The organism is Streptomyces sp. NPDC037273 (assembly GCF_055603625.1).
This window is the reverse complement of the sequence record NZ_JBVJVO010000017.1, coordinates 152,375-170,385: the sequence shown is the minus strand read 5'-3', so window position 1 is coordinate 170,385 and position 18,011 is coordinate 152,375. Positions and strand designations below refer to the sequence as shown.

Here is an 18,011-nt window from a genome sequence, read left to right as displayed (position 1 = left end):
TGGGGTGTCGCTCAGGCGAGGGGGAAGGCCACGACGGACGACGCTCCCGCCCCGATGATCCGGGTCCCCGAGGTGTCGACGACGTATCGGCTCGCCTCCGCGGGGAAGACCCAGGCGGAGCGGTGGGTCGTGCGGTCCACCGCGCTCAGACCGCCCCGGACGGGCGCGTACACGTACTTGGTCCCGACCACCGGGACCCTGGCGAGTTCTGCGGTCAGGCTGCGGCTCGAAGCCTCCTCCACCCACCGCTTGGCACCCCTGTCCGCGGTGACGGCCACGAGTCCGCGGCCGGCCTCGTTCGCGTGGACGAGCCCGCCGGAGACCGCGGGGATTCCGTAGGCGGAGCCGTCGCCGTATTCCCAGGCGACCCCGCCGTCGCTGAGGCGAAGCGCCCGCAGACGGTCGCCGCCGAGGTAGACGTGCCGGTCGTCGGTGATGAGCTGGCCGGGCCTGAAGAGCTGGGAGTCCTTGAGCGGGAGGCTCTTCCGCCACAGTCGGCGGCCGGTGCGCAGGTCCCTCGCCTGGAGGTCGAAGGACGCCAGGTCGTCGCTGTTCTTGCCGAGCACGAGCCGGTCGCCGACGATCCGGGAAAGCCAGGGGCGGACGTTGCCCCAGGCGTACGGCTGCCGCCACACCACCTTGCCGCTGCGCAGGTCCACGGCGATGAGGTGCCAGCCCTTCTCGCGTTCCTCCAAGGTGTCCGTGCTCTTGCCGAGCCGCGAGGCGGCGTAGAGCACGCCTCCCCCCGCGGTGAGGAGCTCCGTGCCGAAGGAGGAGCCCTCGAAGCCCTTGAGGGTGATGGTCGGGGCCGACTCCTTGCCGGTGCGGGAGGCGAGCGAACGGATCAGCAGGGCCGACGTCCCGTCGACGGGGTCGGTGGACGTGTAGAAGTTCGTGCCGTCCGTGGTGACCTGCTTGGCGTCCATCACCATCGCGTCGTGCCACAACTCCGCCCCGCTTCGCGGGTCCAGCACTCGGAACGAGACCGTCTCCGCGAACCCCACGACGCCGCCTGCGAGCAGCGGCATGACGCTCTCCTCGCGGTCCAGTGACGTCCCTTGCCACAGCGCCTTCGGAGCCCCGTCCGAAGCCGTGGTAGCCGGGATCGCCGTAGGCCCCGTGGGGGCGCCGCCCGTGCCGGTGGTGGGGGTGTCGTCGTCGGGGGTGAGCCAGGTCCAGAGGGCGGTGGTGGCGGCGGTGAGGCCGAGGAGGGTGGCGGTGGTGGTGGAGAGGAGGCGGCGGCGGGAGAGGGAGGTGGTGGGGAGGGTGGGGGTGGTGGAGGAGGGGGAGGGGAGGCGGTGGGGGGTGTGGAGCCAGACGTCGGTGGCGCGGCGGGCGATGTCGGAGAGGAGGAGTGGGGGGAGGTGGTCGGCGAAGTCGCCGTGGCCGTCGTGGAGGTGGGCGGAGAGGACGGCGGTGGTGGGGCGGGCGGCCGGGTCCTTGGAGAGGCAGGCGGTGAGGAGCGGGAGGAGGGAGGCGGGGACGCCGGTGAGGTCGGGGTCGGCGTAACGGACGCGGTAGAGGAGGTCGGCGGGGGAACCCGTACCGAAGGGGCCGTGGCCGGTGGCGGCGAAGACGAGGACGCCGGCGAGCGCGAACACGTCGCCGGCGGGCGGATGTTCCTGGCCGCCGGCCTGTTCGGGGGACATGAAGGCGGGGGTGCCGGCGGCCGCTCCGGTACGCGTCAGGTGGTCGTCGCCGGCGGCGCGGGCGATGCCGAAGTCGATGATCTTCGGGCCGTACGCGGTGACGAGCACGTTCGAGGGCTTCAGGTCGCGGTGCACGACGTCCGACGAGTGCAGCTGCGCCAGCGCGCCCGCCAGTCCCGCCCCCAGTGCGCGGACCGTCGGCTCGGGCAGCGGACCGCCGAGCGCCACGGCGTCGTCGAGCGGCGGGCCGAGGACGTACTCGGTGGCCAGCCACGGGGTCTCCGCCTGCGGGTCCGCGTCCACGACCGCGGCGCCGTGGCGCGCCCCGATGATCCGCGCCGCGTCCGTCTCGAGCCGGAAGCGCGCCCGGAAGGCGGGGTCGGTCGCGAGCCGGGCGTGCACGGTCTTCAGGGCGACCGTACGGCCGCCGGGGGTGCGCGCCAGGTACACCGTGCCCATGCCGCCGGAGCCCAGGCGGGCGAGGAGACGGTAGGTGGCGACGGTGGCCGGGTCGTCGTGGGTCAGGGGCGACAGCATGGGTGGGGTCCGGGTCCGTGGGATCGGGAGGGGGAGAGGGCGTGCTCTCAGCTGTGCGGCACGGTGGCCGGTTCCGGGAGCGGGGGGAGGTCCGCGGCGAGGAGTTCGGCGGACTGGCGGGCGAGGGCGGCGATGACGCGGCCGGGGAGCCAGCCGGGGGTGAGCAGGGTGCCGGCCGAGTCGAGGACGGTGTGGTGGGCGGTCGGCGGGGCGAGGGCGGCCCTCATGGCGGCGGCCGTGGGCCGGTCGGCGGGGTCGCGGGCGAGGCAGGAGGAGAGCACCGGGCGCAGGGCGGGCGGGAGTTCGTCGCGTTCGGGCACGGTGTGGCCGGTGGCGGCGTACGCGAGGACGGCGCCGAGCGCGAAGACGTCGCCCGGGGGACGGGGGCGGCCGCCGGAGGTCTGCTCGGGGGCGAGGGCGCCGGGGTCGAGGCCGGGCAGGCCGGTGCGGGGTTCGCCGTCGGGGCCGGCGGCCCGTACCGCGCCGAAGCAGCTCAGGCGCGGTCCGTCGGAGGTGAGCAGTACGGCGGCGGGGGAGACCCCGGCGTGCGTGAGGCCCTGGGCGTGCGCGGCGGCGAGCGCCTCGGCGAGGGCGGCGCCCACGGCCCGTACGGTCGCCTCGGGCAGCGGGCCGCCGTGGACGGCGAGGGCGACGGGCAGGGGGAGGGCGGGGACGTACGGGGTGGCGTACCAGGGGGCCTCGCCGGGCGCGGCGACGTCCGTCACGGGGGCCGTCCAGGCGCCGAGCAGGCGGCGGGCCTCGGCGGCCTCCGTCGCGAAGCGGGCCGGGTCGGCGCCCGGCAGCGGGGCGCTCAGCAGGACCGTACGCCCGCCGTCCCGCGTACGGGCGACGAAGCGGCGGCAGGGGACGGCCGAACCGGGCGGGTCGAGGCGGGTGATCAGCCGGTACGGGCCGATCAGGCGCGCCGATTCCTCCCGTGCGCGTGCCTGTTCCACGTGTGCGTCCCCCCGTCGTTCCGGCGCCCCGTGACGACGGGGGCGGGTCGAGCCTACCGAGGCGGGGGTGTGGTGCCGTGTCCGGGAGCCGTACCGGGCAACCGGTCCTTCGTCCTGGTCCGTTCGTCCGGTGTCGAGAAAGCCCCGGCTGTCCGAGTTGCGAAGGTGAAGCGGGCGGGTGCGCGGCGCCGGAATCCGTGACGTGTGAGCATTTCCCGGCGAGGAGTGCTCGAACGGGCGTCCGGGGACTACGATCGCGATGTTTCCCAGGGCGCGGAACTTGCTGGGGCGAAGCCGGAGCGAAGGCGTCCGGGGTGAAGGTCACGGAGCAGCGGGGGCAGCATGTCGTTCGAAGATGAGTGGGCGTCCGTACGGACCACGTCCACGGCCAACGTGAGCATGAGGCTCAATCAGGTCGCCCCCGAGCCCGGTGGTGGCGGCGGCGGGAACGCCGACCTGAGCGTCGACCAGGACAAGCTCGGAGCCATCGGCAGCGCCGCGTACGCGCTGCACGGCCGGCTGGTCAAGGACGGCAACCACGCGCGTACGAGCACCACGGAGGCGGCCACGACCCTGTCCGGTCACGGCTTCCTCACCGGCTCCGCGCTGACGACCGTCCAGGAGACCTGGGGCTCGCAGCTGAACACGCTGCTCGACGCCTGCGCCAACATCTCCAACCACCTCGACTACAGCGCCGCCTCGCATGCCAAGGAAGAGGCGGACATCGCGGCGGCGCTCTCCGCCTCCAAGATCAACGAGTACCTCAAGTAGGCGGGGGACCTGCTGTGCTGACCTTTGACAACGTGTACCACGCCCCGCTGGACCGGATGAAGGCCTCGGCCGACGACTGGGCCGCGATGAAGGGCAAGCTCGACACCCTCTCCCAGGACGCGCAGTCCACGATGGCCGCGAAGGCCAGGGACGACTACTGGCGCGGGGTGAACGCCGAGGTCACCAAGCCCTTCGTGGACAAGACCGCGAAGGAGTTCGCCGACGCGGCCAAGGCCGCCGACGGCATCCACAAGGTCCTTGAGGACGGCTACAACGCCTTCAAGAAGGCCAAGGACGACCTGAAGCAGATCGTCGAGACCGAGGCCCCCGGCAAGGGCTTCAAGGTGAACACCGACGGCACGGTCGTGGCCGTCGAGCCGCTGTCCCAGACGAAGGACCAGGGGATGCGGCACGACCCCGACTTCCAGGACATGGTCCGCAAGGAGCGCGCCGACATCGAGGCGATGCAGCGCCGCATCGAGGCGATCGTCGAGACCTGCGACGACGCCGACGTGGCCTGCTCCAACGCCCTCAAGGCCAACATCACCGGCGACACCCACAACTTCAGCGGCCCGAAGTACACCAGCCTCGACGCCGAGGAGGCGCAGCGCGCCGTCGACCTCGCGAAGAAGGGCCGCGACATCAGCCACGAGGAGCTGATGCGCCTCAACGAGCTGCTCAAGGACAACAGCGGCTCCAAGGAGTTCTCGCGCGGTTTCTACGACGGCATGGGCCCCAAGGGCGCGCTCGAGTTCTTCGGCCAGCTGTCCACCGACACGTACGACTACACCAAGGTCGACAAGCAGCGCCTCGCCGACGTCCAGGACCTCCAGAAGAACCTCGGCCTCAACCTCGCGACCGCCACGCAGGGCGGCGACGCCTGGACCGAGAAGTGGTCCGCCGACATGCGCAAGCTCGGCACCGAACGCATCCCCCTCGCCAAGTACGACAACAACCCCGCCTTCGGCTACCAGCTCCTCGGCGGCATCATGCGCTACGGCGACTACGACAAGAAGTTCCTCGTCCCCATCGCCGAACACGTCACCCAGCTCCACGCGAAGGACCCCTACCTCTTCGCCAACAGCAAGCCGATGATCGCCGGCGGCCTCCAGAACCAGTACAACCCCTCCGGCGTCAACGGCTCCGGCTTCGACCCCATGATCTCGATGCTGGAGGCCCTGGGCCACAGCCCGGAGGCGTCGAAGGAGTTCTTCTCGAAGGACCCGCTGACCTCGTACAAGGAGGACGGCACCGTCGGCGGCACGCTGGACCTCGGCAAGGACAAGGACGGCCAGAAGATCGGGAACTACCTCGACTTCTTCGCCAACGAGAAGTACGACCTCTTCCCCGACATCGACGGCCACGACCCGGACGCCGCCAAGAAGTCCGCGGACTACATGCCCGACGCGCTCGGCCACGCCCTGGAGGCGGCGACGCTCGGCCACGCCTGGGACGACCCGAAGCCGGAGCTCAAGCGGGACGAGACCACCGCCCAGATCATGACGGACGTGATCTCCAAGTACGGCGGCGACGCCGAGCTCCTGAAGAAGTGGCAGTCGCCGCTCGCGGACAGCCTCGGCCACATGGGCGCCGGGTACGTCGACGACCTCAACTGGGCGCTGGCCAAGAACGACTCCGGCAGTCCCTTCGCGCCGACGAAGGATCCTGAGGCCCACCTGAAGCTCGAGCGCGAGGACGCGGCGAAGTTCCTCAGCACCCTCGGGCAGCACCCGGACGCGTACGCCTCGGTCTCGACCGCCGAGCGGCTCTACACCACCAGCGTCCTGGAAGCGCAGGTCGGCCCGGACGGCAAGATCGACGAGGGCAAGGCCCGCTCCACCGTCTATACGGGCGCCACCCTCCAGGGAATCCTCGACGAGTCGCGTGCCAACCAGGTCGAGGCCGAGGGCATGAAGAAGCACGAGGAGTACGAGAAGGCGCAGGCCGCCAAGGCCGGCTGGGTGGAACTCGGCGCCACCGTCGGCATCGCGGCCGGCGTCGCCTTCCTGCCCGCCACCGCCGCCGTCGGCGCGGCCGCCGTCCTCGTACCGCTCGCCGTCGACACCGGGTCGGGGGTCATGGAGCAGCTCGCCGGGCAGGTCATCGGCGACTGGTCGGACAAGTCGGTCGACGACCACAAGGACAAGACCGAGGACAAGATCCACGAGGACAACGCGGCGATCTACACGGCCGGCCGGTACAGCGCCGAGTCGCCGATGGAACGCTTCCTCGCCATGCACAGTGGTCAAGTGAGCAGCGACTTCAAGCAGGACATGATCGAGTCCGTGGACGGCGGTTACGCGAAGGGCAACGACCACGCGAACCAGATCGGCAACGCCCCCGAGACCGGCTGACCCCGCCGCGCCGCCCCGCCCCGCCACCGAACTGCCGAGGAATCCCGATGAGAAAAGCGTCCGTATCGACCGTGCTCGCCGCCGCGCTTCTCCTCACCGCTTGCGGAAGCGGCGAGGACGAGGCGTCGCCGCCCGCGCAGAAGTGCGACGGGACGCTGTCGCCCGCGGCGGTCCAGGCCGTCGCTTCGGTCCTCGGCACGGAGAAGTACACCGAGGCCGGCATCGGCCTCGGCCGGACGGTGGACGCGCTGGTCGCTGACCAGGCGCGGGAGGGAAGGCCGCCGGGCCACCCCGCGACGTGCGAGATCGCCACCGAAGCCTCCCCGAAGAGCGGGCTCGACATCGACGTCTGGCTGCACGACAGCGACGCCCTGTACGACGACGGCACCGCGAAGTGGTGGGACCAGGGCCGCTACCTCTACACGATGGGCCGCGAGACCAGCACGGACAACAAAATGGCCCACCTCTTCGTCCAGTGCACGAGCCCCCGCCTGAAGGGCTCGGACAAGCGGCCGGCCCCCATCGGCGCCTCGCTTACCTTCGACAAGCCGGTCAAGGGCTCCTACCCGGAGAACACCCCCGCGACCCGCGAGGCGTACCTGACCGTCCTCCACTCCGTCACCCTCGCGGTCGTGAAGAAGCTGGAGTGCGAGAACAACGCCGGGCTCCCCGAGAAGCCGGTGTTCACCACCAAGAAGTGGCGCGGCGAGCCGTAGCCGGTGATCCCGTCCGTCTCAGTCCTCGGCCGTTTCGGTGGCCGGGGACAGTTGGGAGAGGAGGAGGAGGGTGGAGCGGGTGATGAGGGCGGCGAGGAGGATGGTGGGGAGGCCGTCGAGGTGGAGTTCGGAGACCTTGGGGCCGAGCCAGGAGAGGAGCCACCAGATGAGGGCGTCCTGGACGAAGCCGGCGAGGCCGAAGGCGAGGAGGGCGGGGAGGGGGACGCGGGCCGAGGGGCCGATGTAGACGACCTGGGTGAGGACGACCAGCACGAGGGTGGCGGCGAGGAGGGACAGGACCACGTCCATGGTCTCGGTGCCGAGGGTGATGCCGGGGAGCAGACCTCCGGCTATGGCCACACCCGCGAGGATGCCCAGCTTGCGTCTGCCTTGATCGTCCATGGGGGGACTGTGGCACAGCGGGCAGGCGGATGTGAAGGTTCCGTAAGGAAGATCGTTTGACGGTTGTCCGGCGGCCGTCCGGGGGCTTGCGCGGAGATCTTGATCAGAGACCGTGATCGGAATCGAACCGACGTAACTCGCTTTGCAGGCGAGCCCCTCAACCACTCGGGCACACGGTCGTGTGGTGCAACGAGTACGACGTTAGGGGGCGGGGCGGACGGGGCTCAAGGGGTGACGGCACGGTGCCACATGACTGCCATACGGCCGCAACATCGCGTTCGTGGTCGTACGTCGAAGGGCTGAGGAGGGCCGGGACTCCTGACAGGGGCCATGGCGGGCTTCACCTCTTACTCTGGGGGGATGAGCGCCCTTGAACCCCGCGAGGCGGAAGCCGACGCCGAAGCCCCCGGAAGAGCTCCACGGAGCCGTGTCGCCGACGGGGGTGGGGCCGAGGGGACCGTGCTCGACGTGGCGCACCGGGCGCTGAGCATCGGGATCGTGTCGGTGGTGCTGCTGATCGCGTTCGAGGCGACGGCGGTGGGGACCGCGATGCCGGTGGCGGCCAGGGAGCTGGACGGCGTGTCGGTGTACGCGTTCGCGTTCTCGGCGTACTTCACGACGAGCCTGTTCGCCATGGTCCTGGCCGGGCAGTGGTCGGACCGGAGCGGGCCGCTGGGGCCGCTGACGGCGGGGATGAGCGCCTTCGTGGCGGGGCTCGCGCTGTCGGGGGCGGCCGGGTCGATGTGGGTGTTCATCCTCGGGCGTGCGGTGCAGGGGCTCGGCGGCGGGCTGGTGATCGTCGCGCTGTACGTGGTGGTCGGCAGGGCCTACGACGAGCACCTGAGGCCCGCGATCATGGCGGCGTTCGCCGCCTCGTGGGTCGTTCCCTCGGTCGTGGGGCCGCTGGCGGCGGGCACGGTGACCGAGCACCTGGGATGGCGGTGGGTCTTCCTCGGCATACCCGTCCTGGTCGTCTTCCCGCTGGCCCTCGCCCTGCCCGCGATACGCCGTACGGCCTCCGGCCCCGCCGACCCGCAGGCACCCGTCAGTCCCTGGGACCGGCGGCGGATCCTGCTGGCCCTGGGCATCTCGGCCGGGGCGGGGCTCCTGCAGTACGCGGGACAGGAGCTGCGCTGGCTGTCGCTCCTCCCGGCGGCCGCCGGTGCCGCGCTGCTCGTGCCGGCCGTACGGGGGCTGCTGCCGCGCGGCACCTGGCGGGCGGCCCGCGGGCTGCCGTCCGTCGTCCTGCTGCGGGGCATCGCCGCCGGGTCGTTCATCGCGGCCGAGTCGTTCGTCCCGCTGATGCTGGTCACCCAGCGCGGCCTGAGCCCCACGCTCGCCGGGTTCTCCCTGGCGGCGGGCGGCCTCACCTGGGCGCTCGGCTCCTGGATCCAGTCGCGGCCGTGGACGGAGCCGTACCGGGAGCGCCTGGTCGTCCTCGGCATGGTCCTCGTGGCGCTCTCGATCGCCGCGGCGCCGAGCGTGCTGTTCGCGGCGGTGCCGGTGTGGCTGCTCGCGGTCGTCTGGGCCTTCGGCTGCCTCGGCATGGGGGCGGTGATCGCCTCCACGAGCGTGATCCTCATGAAGCTCTCCGCGCCCGAGGAGGTCGGCGCCAACTCCGCCGCCCTCCAGATCTCCGACGGCCTCTCCAACGTCCTCCTCCTCGCCGCCGGCGGCGCCGCCTTCGCCGCCCTCGGCGGCGGCGCGGTCGGCCACGCCGTCCACACCACCTCCACCACCGGCTCCCACCCGGCCGCCTTCGCCGCCGTCTTCCTCCCCATGGCCGTCGTGGCGGCGGCGGGGGCTTGGGTGGCGACGCGGCTGGGGGCGGCGAAGGCGGCGCCGCAAAGCCTGTGACACCGCGTGGTACCTAGCGGTACCATCTGGTACATGGCCGGTCTCAACGTGAGGTTCACCGAGGAAGAGCTGGACGCGCTCCGCGAGCGCGCCGAGGCGGAGGGCCGCAGCATGCAGTCCTTCGCGCACGACGCGGTGATGAGGGCGGTGGACGAGCACTCCCGTCTGTTCGAGGAGGCGGCCGAGCACGTCCTGAAGGCCAGTGCGGAGCTCAACCGGAGGCTTGCGTGACACACTTCCTCACGCTCCCGCAGCTCCTGAACCTCGCGGAGCGTCTCGGGGCGAGTGAGGTCCGTGACTACGGTCTGCTGGATTCCGCCCTGGCGCGCCCGCAGTCGAGCGTGTTCGGTCAGGACGCGTATCCCGACGTCTGGGAGAAGGCGGCGGCGCTGATGGAGTCGCTCGCCCGCAACCACGGTCTCGTCGACGGGAACAAGCGCATCGCCTGGTACGCGACCTGGGTGTTCCTGCACGTCAACGGGCATCCGCTGGACCCCGCCTTCGACGTCGACGAGGCCGAGGCCTTCGTCCTGGACGTCTGCCAGGGGGCGCTCGACGTACCCAAGATCGCGGCCCGGCTGCCGAGGTTCGCCCGCTGACCGGACGAGTGTGAGACCCGCCGCACCGGGCGAGGTCACGGCCTCGTCCGGCTCCGTTCGCCGGGGCCGCGCCGGTAAGGTGGCCCGGTTGTCATATCTGGAATGTCATCCGTGACGAGCGTCGAACCCCGGAGATCGTGACTACTACCACCGCCTCCTCCCATCACCTTTCTCCCGCCTTCCCCGGACGGGCCCCGTGGGGTACCGCCGGAAAGCTGCGTGCCTGGCAGCAGGGGGCGATGGAGAAGTACATCCAGGAGCAGCCCCGCGACTTCCTCGCGGTCGCCACGCCCGGCGCGGGGAAGACGACCTTCGCGCTGACGTTGGCGTCGTGGCTGCTGCACCACCATGTGGTGCAGCAGGTCACGGTCGTCGCGCCCACCGAGCATCTGAAGAAGCAGTGGGCGGCGGCCGCGGCGCGGATAGGGATCAAGCTGGATCCCGACTACAGCGCGGGGCCGCTCAGCAAGGAGTACGACGGGGTCGCCATCACGTACGCCGGTGTCGGCGTCCGCCCGATGCTGCACCGCAACCGCTCCGAGCAGCGCAAGACCCTCGTCATCCTCGACGAGATCCACCACGCCGGTGACTCCAAGTCGTGGGGCGAGGCCTGCCTGGAGGCCTTCGAGCCCGCCACCCGCCGCCTCGCGCTGACCGGTACGCCCTTCCGGTCGGACACCAACCCGATCCCCTTCGTCACGTACGAGGAGGGCAACGACGGCATCCGCAGGTCCTCGGCGGACTACACGTACGGCTACGGCAACGCGCTCGGCGACGGCGTCGTCCGGCCGGTCATCTTCCTCTCGTACAGCGGCAACATGCGCTGGCGCACCAAGGCGGGCGACGAGATCGCCGCCCGGCTCGGCGAGCCGATGACCAAGGACGCCGTCTCGCAGGCCTGGCGCACGGCGCTCGACGCCAAGGGCGACTGGATGCCGAACGTGCTGCGCGCCGCCGACCAGCGGCTCACCGAGGTCCGGAAGTCGATTCCGGACGCCGGCGGGCTCGTCATCGCCTCCGACCAGGACTCGGCCCGCTCGTACGCGAAGCTGATCCGCGAGATCACCGGTACGAAGGCGACGGTCGTCCTCTCCGACGACACCGGCGCCTCGAACCGCATCGACGAGTTCAGCGAGAGCACCGACCGGTGGATGGTCGCCGTCCGCATGGTGTCCGAGGGCGTCGACGTCCCGCGGCTCTCCGTCGGCGTGTACGCGACGACCATCTCGACCCCGCTGTTCTTCGCGCAGGCCGTCGGGCGCTTCGTGCGTTCGCGCAGGCGCGGCGAGACGGCGTCCGTGTTCCTTCCCACGATCCCCAGCCTCCTCGGTTTCGCCAACGAGATGGAGGTCGAGCGCGACCACGTCCTCGACAAGCCCAAGAAGGCGGGCGAGGACGAGGACCCGTACGCGGAGTCCGAGAAGGAGATGGCGGAGGCCGAACGCCAGCAGGACGAGGACACCGGCGAGCAGGACATGCTGCCGTTCGAGGCGCTGGAGTCCGACGCCGTCTTCGACCGGGTGCTCTACAACAGCGCCGAGTTCGGCATGCAGGCCCATCCCGGCAGCGCCGAGGAGCAGGACTACCTCGGCATCCCGGGCCTCCTCGAACCCGACCAGGTGCAGCTGCTCCTCCAGAAGCGCCAGGCCCGGCAGATCGCGCACAGCCGCAAGAAGCCGGACTCCGAGGCGGACCTCCTGGAGCTTCCGGCGGAACGCCGTCCCGTCGTTTCCCACAAGGAACTGCTCGAACTGCGCAAGCAGCTCAACACGATGGTCGGCGCGTACGTCCATCAGACCGGCAAGCCGCACGGCGTGATCCACACCGAGCTCCGCCGGGTCTGCGGCGGCCCGCCGAGTGCCGAGGCCACCGCGGGACAGATCCGCGAACGGATCAAGAAGGTCCAGGAGTGGGCCACCCGCATGCGGTGAGACCCCGTAGACGGAATGAGGCCCGTACGCCGGCGTGCGTACGGGCCTCGGTCATCCCGCGGGGACGGGGACCTGTTCCGGAGACCGGCCCCCACGGTCGGCCCCCGGCGGCTTCCACGCTACGGGCACGACAAAGGCGATCTTGTCCGCCAAAGTCCCCAGTCCGACCGACGAAGGTCCCGAACCGTCTCTATACGGTCGTCGACGCCCGGATTCTGGACGAGGTCTTCCGCTCAGCGGAGCGGGTCGCTACTGTCCCGGCTCAAAAGCAATCGCCCCGTGGCAGCGCCGCCGCGGAGCGCAGCCGGTGTACCCCTTCCTGCCGGCGGCCTCTGACGTGCGTCGCCGCGGGACCGGCGTCGTAATCCCGTGAGAGCCGTCGCCACTCACTCCGAAGGAGAGGGCGTCGTGACCGCGGAGACCTCCCAGACGCTCGACCGGGGACTCAGAGTCCTCAAACTGCTCGCCGACACCGACCACGGCCTGACGGTCACCGAGTTGTCCAACAAACTCGGCGTCAACCGGACCGTCGTCTACCGTCTGCTGGCCACGCTGGAGCAGCACGCCCTCGTCCGCCGCGACCTCGGCGGGCGCGCCCGCGTCGGCCTCGGCGTGCTGCGGCTCGGCCGCCAGGTGCATCCCCTGGTGCGCGAGGCCGCGCTGCCCGCGCTGCGCTCGCTCGCCGAGGACATAGGGGCCACCGCCCACCTCACGCTCGTCGACGGGGCCGAGGCGCTCGCCGTCGCGGTCGTCGAACCGACCTGGACCGACTACCACGTCGCCTACCGGGCCGGCTTCCGTCACCCCCTCGACCGGGGCGCCGCCGGCCGCGCCATCCTCGCCGCGCGCCAGGGCTCCCTCATCGAGCCGGGCTTCACCCTCACCCACGGGGAACTCGAAGCCGGCGCCAGCGGTGCCGCCGCCCCGCTGGTCGGCGTCACCGGCGTCGAAGGCAGCGTCGGCGTCGTCATGCTCGCCGACGCCGTCCCCGAGCGCGTCGGCCCCCGGGTCGTCGACGCCGCCCGCGAAGTGGCCGACGCCCTGCGCTGAGTCCTGGCCCGCCTCCGCGCCCCCCGCCCGGTTCCGGGCCGGGGGCCAGTAGATTGGGGGCGTGCTTGCCAGGATGTCTCGTTCTCGTGTTCTCGCGCTGTGCGCGCTGCCCGTCGCCGCGCTGTTCGCCGTGGTGGGGCTCGCGCCGCTGCCGTACGCGATCGCGCAGCCGGGGACGACGGTCGACGTGCTGGGGAAGGACCAGGGCCGGGAGATCATCACGATCTCCGGGGCGGAGACGCGGCCGACCAAGGGTCAGCTGCGGATGACGACCATCGTGGCGACCGGTCCGTCGACGGACGTCGACCTCGGCGATGTCGCCGACGCCTGGTTCAGGACGGACCGGGCGGTGCTGCCGCGCGACTCCGTCTACCCGTCGGGGAAGTCCGACGCGGAGATCGAGAAGCACAATCTCGGCCAGATGAAGGAGTCGCAGGACGCGGCGGCCCTGGCCGCGCTCGGCTATCTGAAGCTGGACCCGAAGCAGGTGAAGGTGACCCTGCACCTCGCGGACATCGGCGGGCCGAGCGCCGGGCTGCTGTTCTCCCTCGGGATCGTCGACAAGCTCGACGGCGACGGGGACGGCGGGGACCTCACCGGCGGCCGGTCGGTCGCCGGTACGGGCACGATCGAGGCGGACGGGACCGTCGGCGCGGTCGGCGGCGTCTCGCTGAAGACGCAGGCCGCCGCGCGGGACGGGGCCACCGTGTTCCTCGTGCCGAAGGCCGAGTGCTCGGACGCCCAGGCCGAGCTGCCCGCCGGGATGCGGCTCGTGCCCGTGACCGCGCTCAGCGACGCGGTGGCGTCGCTCCGGGCTCTGGAGCAGGGGCAGGAGAAGCAGGTTCCGGCCTGCTGACCCCCGGGCCGCCCCGGCCGTCCCCTGCGCCCTTGCCGCCCGTTCCGCCCTGGCTTTTGGGCCCGGCGGGGTCCCGCCGGGGGCGTGGCGCGTCCATGCCGCGCCAGGAGGGCATGACGATCGGGCAGAGGGCGGCGAGGAAGTAGAGCCCGCCGACGGTGAGCAGCGCGGTGGTGATGTCGGTGCGCTCGACCAGGAAGCCGGCGGCGACGCCGCCGAGCGGGGTGGTCAGCAGGACGCTGGCGGTGCTGGCGCTGCCGACGCGGCTGCGGAGTTCCTCGGGGACGGTCTCGTAGAAGACGGCGCCGAGGATGGGGTTGAGGACGCCGGCGCCGAGTCCGCCGAGGGCCATCGCGACGAGCAGGGGCGTGACGGTGTCGGTGAGGGCCGCCGTCACGTACACGGGTGCTCCGGCGAGCAGGAAGCCGACGGCGACGACCGGGCGGCGGGGGAAGCGGTGGCCGATCGCCGCGTAGAGCAGGGCGCCGGTGAGGGCGCAGCCGCCGAAGACGGCGACGAGCAGGCCGATCGCGGCCGAGCCGCCGAGCTCCTCGCGGGCGTGCACCGGGAGCAGGACCGTGATCCAGCTCTGGGCCAGGCCGTTGGTGACCATCACCATGAGGTTGACGCCGAGGATCAGCGGGGTGCGGAGCAGGAAGCCGTAGCCCTCGCGGAGGTCCGCGCGGTACACCGCGAGGGACAGCGGTGGCGCGCCGCGGGCCGGTTCGGCGGAGGTGACGCCGCGCAGGCCGAGGAAGGCGAGGGCGGCGGAGACGAGGAACGTGGCGGCGTCGACGTACAGGACGGTGTCGGCGCCGATGAGGGCGACGAGGAGGCCCGCGACGGCGGCGCCGGTCATGCGGGCGCCGCGGGAGACGGCGTCGTAGAAGCTGGTGGCGCGGGAGAGCGGCATGCCGGCCCGCTCGGCCAGGTCGGGTGTCAGGACGTTGCGCGCGGTCTCGCCGGGGGCGTGGAAGAAGCCGGTGAGGGCCATCAGGGCGCACAGCATCCAGAACCGGAGCAGCCCGGTGTGGTTGAGCAGCGGGATGGCGGCGAGCGCGAGGGCGCAGACGAGGTCGGAGGCGACGGAGACCCGGCGCCGGCCGATCCGGTCGATGAAGGGGCCTCCGACGATCGTGGAGGCGATGACCGGCAGCGCGGCGCAGAAGGCGACGAGGCCCGCCTTGCCGGGGCTGCCGGTGGTCTCCAGGGCGAACCATGGGACCGCGATGAGGGTGAGCGAATTGCCGCTGATCGAGATGGCGTTGGCGGCCAGGACGGCCGCCAGCGGTGTGCGCGGGTGCACGGTTGTTCCCCCCGGTGTGGATCGGCGTGCGGATCGGCGTGCGGTGCGGCCTGTGGGCCGGCGTGCGGATCGGCGTACGGCGCGGCCTGTGGGCCGGTGTACTGCGCGGCCTGTGGGCCGGTGTGTGGGTCGGCGTACGGCGCGGCGTGCGGTGCGGCCTGTGGATCGGTGTCGGTGCGGCGCGTGGGTCGGCGTGTGGTGCGGCGCGTGGGTCGGCGTGTGGTGCCGCCCCGGTCAGGCGGCCGTCGTGAAGTGGTCGGCGGTGGGCGGCTGGGGCGCGGCGAGGGTGACGGTGGTGCGCGGGGTGGCGAGCTTCAGGCCGAACTCGACGAGCTTCCAGCCGAGCTGGACGCGGAGCGCGGGCGTGGCGGGCCGCGGGGCGGTGGTGGCGGCCTCGTGGTGGAGTTCGGCGGCGTGCAGGTGGTGGAGCGTGAGGTGGATGTCGGCGTGCATGCCGTGGTTCCTTTCCGTCAGTTCTCGCGCTGGGGGAAGGCGTGGAAGTGGATGCGGACGCGCTCGGCGCCGGGTGCGGCGGCCTCGTCGATGTCCCGGTACGACTCGATGAGGGCGTGCAGCTTCTCGTCGAGTTCCTGGAGCTTCTCGGGGGGCAGCCGCAGGGTGAAGTCGCTCATGTCGGAGGCGCCCAGCCAGCTCTGGTCCCAGTCGTGCCGGGTGCCGAGGTAGGTGCTCAGCTCCTGCGTGTGGATGGTCGCGATCTCGTGGACGTAGATGTCGAGGGCGCCGCGGACCTCCGGGTCCGGGTTCTCGTAGAGCGAGGCGTCGACCCGCGTGCCCTGCTGGCCGGCCTTCCACCAGCGCTCGCGTCCCTTGCCCATGGTCGGGTCGTCCTCGACGAAGCCGTGGGCCGCGAGCTGGCGGAGGTGGTAGCTGGTGGCGCCGCTGGACTCGCCCAGCCTCTCGGCCAGTTGGGAGGCGGTGGCGGGGCCGTGGCGGCGCAGGGCGCGCAGCAGCTGGATGCGGAGGGGGTGGGCGAGCCCGCGCAGGGAGCGCGGGTCCAGCTGACGGCTCAGGGATTCTTCGGGCTCGGACATGGCTTCAGCGTAGAGTTGCAAAGGACCAGTTGCAAGGGGTTCTTTGCAACTGGTCCTTTGGAAGTCTGGTCGTAGGGGGGCGGCAGCTCCGGCTACAGCGGTTCGTCCCCCGCCGCCTGCTCCACCAGCGGGATGATCCGCAGCGGTACGGGGTTCTCCATGACGATCGCCGTGGAGGCGCGGACGATGCCCTCGAAGCCGACGACGCGGTCGATGACCCGCTGGAGGTCGGCGTTGGAGCGGGCGACGAGGCGGCAGAGCATGTCGCCGTGGCCGGTCGTGGTGTGGAGTTCGAGCACCTCGGGGACGGTCGCGAGGTGGCCCCGGACGTCGGCGCCCTGACCCTGCTTGATCTCCAGGGTGGCGAAGGCGGTCACCGGGTAGCCGAGCGCCGCCGGGTCCACCTGGGGGCCGAAGCCGCGGATCACGCCGCTGTCCTGGAGGCGGTCGAGGCGGGCCTGCACCGTGCCGCGGGCCACGCCGAGGCGGCGGGACGCCTCCAGGACGCCGATGCGCGGCTCGCGCGCGAGAAGCGCGATCAGCCGGCCGTCCAAATGATCGATCGCCACAGCGGTCTCCTCGTGGTCAGGATGTACAAGTCGCACCGCCATACTCGTCGATCGCTGTACAACTTGACCAGCAGATCAGCGAACTCTTGCGCACCTTGCCGAACGGCGGGACATTGCTGCCATGACTGAGACCATCGATCACACCCCTTCCACCGCGCGCAAGGCCGATCCCTTCCCGGTCAAGGGAATGGACGCGGTCGTCTTCGCCGTCGGCAACGCCAAGCAGGCCGCGCACTACTACTCCACGGCCTTCGGCATGAAGCTGGTCGCCTACTCCGGACCGGAGAACGGCAGCCGCGAGACCGCCAGTTACGTCCTCACCAACGGCGCCGCCCGCTTCGTGTTCACCTCCGTCATCAAGGTCTCCACCGACTGGGGCCGCTTCCTCGCGGACCACGTCGCCGAGCACGGCGACGGCGTCGTCGACCTGGCGATCGAGGTGCCGGACGCGCGGGCCGCGTACGCCTACGCGGTCGAGCACGGCGCGACCGGCATCACCGAGCCGTACGAGCTGAAGGACGAGAACGGCACCGTCGTCCTCGCCGCCATCGCCACCTACGGCAAGACCCGCCACACCCTCGTCGAGCGCTCCGGCTACGACGGCCCGTACCTCCCGGGCTTCGTCTCCGCGAACCCGATCGTCGAGCCGCCGGCCAAGCGCACCTTCCAGGCCATCGACCACTGCGTCGGCAACGTCGAGCTCGGCAAGATGAACGACTGGGTCGGCTTCTACAACAAGGTCATGGGCTTCACCAACATGAAGGAGTTCGTGGGCGACGACATCGCCACCGAGTACTCCGCCCTCATGTCGAAGGTCGTCGCGGACGGCACCCTCAAGGTGAAGTTCCCGATCAACGAGCCGGCGATCGCGAAGAAGAAGTCGCAGATCGACGAGTACCTCGAGTTCTACGGCGGCGCCGGCGTCCAGCACATCGCCCTCGCCACCAACGACATCGTGGCCACCGTCCGCGCGATGCGCGCCGCGGGTGTCTCCTTCCTCGACACCCCCGACTCGTACTACGACACCCTCGGCGAGTGGGCCGGCGAGACGCGCGTGCCCGTCGAGACCCTGCGCGAGCTGAAGATCCTCGTCGACCGCGACGAGGACGGCTACCTGCTGCAGATCTTCACCAAGCCGGTCCAGGACCGTCCGACCGTCTTCTTCGAGATGATCGAGCGCCACGGCTCCATGGGCTTCGGCAAGGGCAACTTCAAGGCTCTGTTCGAGGCGATCGAGCGCGAGCAGGAGAAGCGCGGCAACCTCTGACGGTCGGCCGTGACACATGGGGGTCCGGGGCATGCCCCGGACCCCAACACCCGGGGGTCCGGCCGCCCAGGGGGGGGGGGGGAGGGAACGGGCGAGGGGAGGGAGCCCCACGGACGGCATTCCCAGAAGGGGCCCCCAC

At 71.5% G+C, this 18,011-nt stretch carries 17 protein-coding genes and 1 tRNA gene; 10 read left to right on the top strand and 8 right to left on the bottom strand.

The features are described 5' to 3' along the window. Positions 1 to 11: 11 nt before the first annotated feature. Positions 12 to 2,186, bottom strand: a complete 2,175-nt coding sequence (locus ACZ7G1_RS33445; protein WP_470876608.1) for a protein kinase domain-containing protein — start codon at positions 2,184 to 2,186, stop codon at positions 12 to 14. A 47-nt stretch (positions 2,187 to 2,233) separates the two neighbouring features. Beyond that, positions 2,234 to 3,142: a protein kinase family protein gene (locus ACZ7G1_RS33440; RefSeq protein ID WP_470876606.1), complete on the bottom strand. Its 909-nt coding sequence runs from the start codon at positions 3,140 to 3,142 to the stop codon at positions 2,234 to 2,236. A gap of 342 nt (positions 3,143 to 3,484) precedes the next feature. Here ACZ7G1_RS33440 and ACZ7G1_RS33435 point away from each other — a divergent pair, with 342 nt between their 5' ends. The 3 genes from ACZ7G1_RS33435 to ACZ7G1_RS33425 are packed head-to-tail and all read left to right on the top strand — an operon-like array spanning position 3,485 to position 6,983. Beyond that, complete coding sequence (locus ACZ7G1_RS33435; RefSeq protein ID WP_470876604.1) at positions 3,485 to 3,913, top strand: hypothetical protein; 429 nt, start codon at positions 3,485 to 3,487, stop codon at positions 3,911 to 3,913. A gap of 14 nt (positions 3,914 to 3,927) precedes the next feature. Continuing rightward, positions 3,928 to 6,267 carry a hypothetical protein gene (locus ACZ7G1_RS33430; RefSeq protein WP_470876602.1) on the top strand — a complete coding sequence of 780 codons (2,340 nt, stop codon included), beginning with the start codon at positions 3,928 to 3,930 and terminating at the stop codon, positions 6,265 to 6,267. A 47-nt stretch (positions 6,268 to 6,314) separates the two neighbouring features. Next, positions 6,315 to 6,983 (top strand): hypothetical protein, encoded by a 669-nt coding sequence (locus ACZ7G1_RS33425; protein ID WP_470876600.1) that lies wholly within the window; start codon positions 6,315 to 6,317, stop codon positions 6,981 to 6,983. 18 nt (positions 6,984 to 7,001) lie between these two features. On the opposite strand, the gene ACZ7G1_RS33420 is transcribed toward ACZ7G1_RS33425, so the two are convergent. Together ACZ7G1_RS33420 and ACZ7G1_RS33415 are read right to left on the bottom strand one after the other, a co-directional pair. Continuing rightward, positions 7,002 to 7,385 carry a hypothetical protein gene (locus ACZ7G1_RS33420; protein ID WP_470876598.1) on the bottom strand — a complete coding sequence of 128 codons (384 nt, stop codon included), beginning with the start codon at positions 7,383 to 7,385 and terminating at the stop codon, positions 7,002 to 7,004. Between the two features lie 107 nt (positions 7,386 to 7,492). Then, positions 7,493 to 7,564, bottom strand: a tRNA-Cys gene (locus ACZ7G1_RS33415). Positions 7,565 to 7,745: 181 nt separating this feature from the next. Here ACZ7G1_RS33415 and ACZ7G1_RS33410 point away from each other — a divergent pair. The 6 genes from ACZ7G1_RS33410 (at position 7,746) to ACZ7G1_RS33385 (ending at position 13,678) form a co-directional block, all read left to right on the top strand. Further along, positions 7,746 to 9,242, top strand: coding sequence for an MFS transporter (locus ACZ7G1_RS33410; RefSeq protein WP_470876597.1), 1,497 nt, complete (start codon positions 7,746 to 7,748; stop codon positions 9,240 to 9,242). Between the two features lie 33 nt (positions 9,243 to 9,275). Next, positions 9,276 to 9,473: an Arc family DNA-binding protein gene (locus tag ACZ7G1_RS33405; protein WP_470876595.1), complete on the top strand. Its 198-nt coding sequence runs from the start codon at positions 9,276 to 9,278 to the stop codon at positions 9,471 to 9,473. Beyond that, positions 9,470 to 9,841: a type II toxin-antitoxin system death-on-curing family toxin gene (locus ACZ7G1_RS33400; protein WP_470876593.1), complete on the top strand. Its 372-nt coding sequence runs from the start codon at positions 9,470 to 9,472 to the stop codon at positions 9,839 to 9,841. The genes ACZ7G1_RS33405 and ACZ7G1_RS33400 overlap by 4 nt, the downstream gene beginning before the upstream one ends. A 134-nt stretch (positions 9,842 to 9,975) precedes the next feature. Next, a complete protein-coding gene (locus tag ACZ7G1_RS33395) occupies positions 9,976 to 11,772 on the top strand; it encodes a DEAD/DEAH box helicase (RefSeq protein WP_470876708.1) in 1,797 nt (598 codons plus the stop codon). A 408-nt stretch (positions 11,773 to 12,180) separates the two neighbouring features. Then, positions 12,181 to 12,822, top strand: coding sequence for an IclR family transcriptional regulator (locus ACZ7G1_RS33390; RefSeq protein ID WP_017237054.1), 642 nt, complete (start codon positions 12,181 to 12,183; stop codon positions 12,820 to 12,822). Between the two features lie 73 nt (positions 12,823 to 12,895). Next, positions 12,896 to 13,678 carry a S16 family serine protease gene (locus ACZ7G1_RS33385; protein ID WP_470876591.1) on the top strand — a complete coding sequence of 261 codons (783 nt, stop codon included), beginning with the start codon at positions 12,896 to 12,898 and terminating at the stop codon, positions 13,676 to 13,678. On the opposite strand, the gene ACZ7G1_RS33380 is transcribed toward ACZ7G1_RS33385, so the two are convergent. The 4 genes from ACZ7G1_RS33380 to ACZ7G1_RS33365 form a co-directional block, all read right to left on the bottom strand. Continuing rightward, the gene (locus tag ACZ7G1_RS33380; protein ID WP_470876589.1) at positions 13,611 to 14,984 is read right to left on the bottom strand and encodes an MFS transporter; all 1,374 of its coding nucleotides are present in this window, start codon (positions 14,982 to 14,984) and stop codon (positions 13,611 to 13,613) included. The two genes, ACZ7G1_RS33385 and ACZ7G1_RS33380, sit on opposite strands and share 68 nt — an antisense overlap. Before the next feature lie 234 nt (positions 14,985 to 15,218). Beyond that, positions 15,219 to 15,437 (bottom strand): hypothetical protein, encoded by a 219-nt coding sequence (locus tag ACZ7G1_RS33375; RefSeq protein WP_470876587.1) that lies wholly within the window; start codon positions 15,435 to 15,437, stop codon positions 15,219 to 15,221. A 17-nt stretch (positions 15,438 to 15,454) separates the two neighbouring features. Then, positions 15,455 to 16,036 carry an ArsR/SmtB family transcription factor gene (locus ACZ7G1_RS33370; protein WP_470876585.1) on the bottom strand — a complete coding sequence of 194 codons (582 nt, stop codon included), beginning with the start codon at positions 16,034 to 16,036 and terminating at the stop codon, positions 15,455 to 15,457. Between the two features lie 92 nt (positions 16,037 to 16,128). Then, positions 16,129 to 16,605, bottom strand: coding sequence for an Lrp/AsnC family transcriptional regulator (locus ACZ7G1_RS33365; protein ID WP_470876583.1), 477 nt, complete (start codon positions 16,603 to 16,605; stop codon positions 16,129 to 16,131). Between the two features lie 121 nt (positions 16,606 to 16,726). Between ACZ7G1_RS33365 and hppD the strand changes: the two genes are divergently transcribed. Beyond that, the gene (gene hppD / locus ACZ7G1_RS33360) at positions 16,727 to 17,872 is read left to right on the top strand and encodes a 4-hydroxyphenylpyruvate dioxygenase (RefSeq protein WP_470876582.1); all 1,146 of its coding nucleotides are present in this window, start codon (positions 16,727 to 16,729) and stop codon (positions 17,870 to 17,872) included. Positions 17,873 to 18,011: the final 139 nt, after the last annotated feature.

Bases quoted from the DNA above. Each gene is read 5' to 3' on its own strand.
- ACZ7G1_RS33385 (WP_470876591.1), top strand. From the start codon at position 12,896: ATGTCTCGTTCTCGTGTTCTCGCGCTGTGCGCGCTGCCCGTCGCCGCG.
- ACZ7G1_RS33370 (WP_470876585.1), bottom strand. From the start codon at position 16,036: ATGTCCGAGCCCGAAGAATCCCTGAGCCGTCAGCTGGACCCGCGCTCC.
- ACZ7G1_RS33435 (WP_470876604.1), top strand. From the start codon at position 3,485: ATGTCGTTCGAAGATGAGTGGGCGTCCGTACGGACCACGTCCACGGCC.
- ACZ7G1_RS33405 (WP_470876595.1), top strand. From the start codon at position 9,276: ATGGCCGGTCTCAACGTGAGGTTCACCGAGGAAGAGCTGGACGCGCTC.
- hppD (WP_470876582.1), top strand. From the start codon at position 16,727: ATGACTGAGACCATCGATCACACCCCTTCCACCGCGCGCAAGGCCGAT.
- ACZ7G1_RS33445 (WP_470876608.1), bottom strand. From the start codon at position 2,186: ATGCTGTCGCCCCTGACCCACGACGACCCGGCCACCGTCGCCACCTAC.
- ACZ7G1_RS33375 (WP_470876587.1), bottom strand. From the start codon at position 15,437: ATGCACGCCGACATCCACCTCACGCTCCACCACCTGCACGCCGCCGAA.
- ACZ7G1_RS33425 (WP_470876600.1), top strand. From the start codon at position 6,315: ATGAGAAAAGCGTCCGTATCGACCGTGCTCGCCGCCGCGCTTCTCCTC.
- ACZ7G1_RS33420 (WP_470876598.1), bottom strand. From the start codon at position 7,385: ATGGACGATCAAGGCAGACGCAAGCTGGGCATCCTCGCGGGTGTGGCC.
- ACZ7G1_RS33410 (WP_470876597.1), top strand. From the start codon at position 7,746: ATGAGCGCCCTTGAACCCCGCGAGGCGGAAGCCGACGCCGAAGCCCCC.